Source organism: Neisseria sp. HMSC067G12, assembly GCF_001812725.1.
Lineage (GTDB): Bacteria > Pseudomonadota > Gammaproteobacteria > Burkholderiales > Neisseriaceae > Neisseria > Neisseria perflava.
Genome location: NZ_KV810224.1, coordinates 1 through 2,355, shown reverse-complemented (window position 1 = coordinate 2,355; position 2,355 = coordinate 1). Strand labels below are relative to the sequence as shown.

General features: G+C 59.7%; 4 protein-coding genes. All 4 read right to left on the bottom strand.

Annotation, left to right across the window (positions count from 1 at the left end):
* Nucleotides 1-412 precede the first annotated feature (412 nt).
* Entirely contained in the window at nucleotides 413-670 is a 258-nt protein-coding gene (locus tag HMPREF2871_RS09895; RefSeq protein WP_070544389.1) for a hypothetical protein, read from the bottom strand.
* Complete coding sequence (locus tag HMPREF2871_RS09890; protein WP_070647872.1) at nucleotides 670-993, bottom strand: hypothetical protein; 324 nt, start codon at nucleotides 991-993, stop codon at nucleotides 670-672. Before HMPREF2871_RS09890 ends, HMPREF2871_RS09895 begins: the two co-directional genes overlap by 1 nt.
* Before the next feature lie 195 nt (nucleotides 994-1,188).
* The gene (locus tag HMPREF2871_RS09885) at nucleotides 1,189-1,461 is read right to left on the bottom strand and encodes a hypothetical protein (protein ID WP_070544383.1); all 273 of its coding nucleotides are present in this window, start codon (nucleotides 1,459-1,461) and stop codon (nucleotides 1,189-1,191) included.
* 158 nt (nucleotides 1,462-1,619) lie between these two features.
* A partial coding sequence (locus HMPREF2871_RS11925) for a protein rep (RefSeq protein WP_168163732.1) occupies nucleotides 1,620-2,355 on the bottom strand: 736 nt, incomplete at its 5' end.

Here is a 2,355-nt window from a genome sequence, read left to right as displayed (position 1 = left end):
CCCCACACGAGCCGACCCGCCGTGCTAAGCCTTGATGGCCTCCAAGCCCGCTGATAAACTCCGCTACGTCGAGAGCGCCTGCTTTAGCTGCTCCATATCTCTGAACCCTTCGGGGTAGTGCCTCGATGCCCTGAACGCCGATTTCTCCTGCCAGAGAGTCGGCGTTTTCCTTTGGGTCATCCGGTGGTCGTTCCTCCATCGGCGGCCCTCCGTGCGATGAGGAACCCAATGGGTCCAGCCAGCATCTCGCGGCCCAGCCGGACGGCGTCCGGCGACAAGCCCTGATCGCAGGCAAACGAGCCGGAAACCCGCATGGATGCTGGCTTGGAGCAATTGTTTGTATGTATCAAGGGAAGAGCGCCGGCCGGCGCCAAGTGCCGGGGCAGGCCCGTCCCAAGGCGTCGTCCCGCGCTCACTTCTTTTCCTCGTACGACAAATTGACTGTCGCGCCAGGTGCCCACGCACGCACCGGCACGGAGATCTGCGAGCCGACCTGGTCGGCGTACTTCGTCAGATCGGGAACCGTGAGGGTGTAGAGCTGCACCAAGCCGCGGGAGTCGAGGCCTTCCACCTGGAGTACTGACCGGGGCTGGATGACCTCGCCGGTCTTCTTGTTGACACCACCACCGAGAGTGGTGGCAGCGCGAACGGTGCCTGTGAGAGTCAGCATCAGTGCGTCTCCTCATCAGGGATCAAACCGTGCTTTTCGATGGCCTCCTGCGCGAGCTTGACGGCTTGCAGCGTGGCGGCCGTGAGGAACTCACGCTTGCTCATGTCGAGCAGCTGGCAGACATCTTCCACGTCGCTGAACAGCTCGGGGTGAACGTCGAATTGCAGCTTCTTCAGCTTGAGCTGCTCGGCAGTCTCCGGGTCTCTGAGGAAGTGATCCATCAGGCCGTAGTTGCCACGTTTGTAAAGCTCGTCGAGAGCTTTATGCTGGATGAGGGAATCAAGGTCCACATCGGCTCCAATTGAAGGTTGCAGGAACGACAATTGTTACCAGACGAAAGGCCGATGTAAAGCCTTACGCGTGCAGGATACGAATTCAGAGCCCTTTTTGTGGTCCACGCAGCCTGTTTTGCATGCGCGAAGACGGGCAGGGGAGGGGAGGGCGCTGGGCACGCGGCGCATCGCTGCGTTGGCGTGAGAGCCGTGGCTCTGCATGGGGGGCATACCCCCCATACCCCCTTAGGCCGCTGGCTGATCCTCCACCGGGTCTCCCAGGACGCCGTAGTCAGTCTCGGCGAATGCCGGCCGACCATGCTTCAACAGCAGGTGTTGGTAGGTGTCAAAACGATCACAGAGGCGAGACAGGGTGGATACCGCGAGGCAGCAAAACGACGCCTCGTCGGGATTCGAGCTGCGCCAGATCTCGATCAACGCTTGGGCTTCGGCCAGAGGCCCGTGGATCTCGCGTTCAGCTTCGCCCAGCTCGGGCGCAATAGACTTCTTCTCAGCCATTTTTCATCTCCAACACAGATGGGTTTTGGTTAGGCCTCGGTGGGTGTTGACGCACTCACCGGGGCCGCTTTCGCTGTTGAACGCTCTGCGTGAATCAGCCTGAGCGAGGTGCTAGCACCTCGCATATCCTGCCCCGCGAAGAACATTCATCCGTGCACTCAGGCGGGTCGATCTTTCCTCCTCTGAAGGTCGTATCCGCGACCGGTCAGGTAGCGGTAAAAAAGGGTGCGAAAGGGGAGGTCGTCGAAGGGCTCGTCAATGAGCTGCTCCGGCACCACCACCGAACGGAAGCAGCCAGCAGATCCGATGAGTCTCTTTCCGCGCAAGGTCTCGTAGCAGTGCCACGTGTCCTCAACAGGCTGATCCGAAAACTTCACCGCGTACTTGAACACCTCGAGGAAGCCACTCACAGGATCCTCCTGGCTGATCGGCCGTACGTCCACCACGTGGCTATCACCAGTGATGTTTTTCCACTCAGCCGAGAGCTGCAGCTGGTCAGGCTGATGCTCAGCGATCGCGATCATGTGCAGATGCGGATGCCAGAGCCCAGAACCTGTGCCGCGCTTCACTTCGTACGACCACACAGCACCCATAACACCATCGAGGCAAGAGCCGCGAGCACGGTGTTTCCGCATCCATAGCTCTCGCTGGCCACGATGGAGGTGCTTAAAACGCTCAGCCAAGTCATTGCCATCCTTAACGGTCAGAGTCACGAGAAAGGGCTTTAAAGAGGCGTTCGACCCTCTAAGCACCTCCCACCTATCCAGGTAGCTTTTGAGGGCCTTGCTGCCCCTCCTGATGGCGCACAGGGGGCATAGGAGATGCTTCATGCAAAGCGAAGCTGCATGCAACCGCACTTCGTCGACGGTGAAGTAGTGCCGGAACATCAAATAG

What these genes read in the sequence shown, in the direction of transcription:
- HMPREF2871_RS09895 (WP_070544389.1), bottom strand. Translation starts at nt 670, where the DNA reads ATGCTGACTCTCACAGGCACCGTTCGCGCTGCCACCACTCTCGGTGGT.
- HMPREF2871_RS09885 (WP_070544383.1), bottom strand. Translation starts at nt 1,461, where the DNA reads ATGGCTGAGAAGAAGTCTATTGCGCCCGAGCTGGGCGAAGCTGAACGC.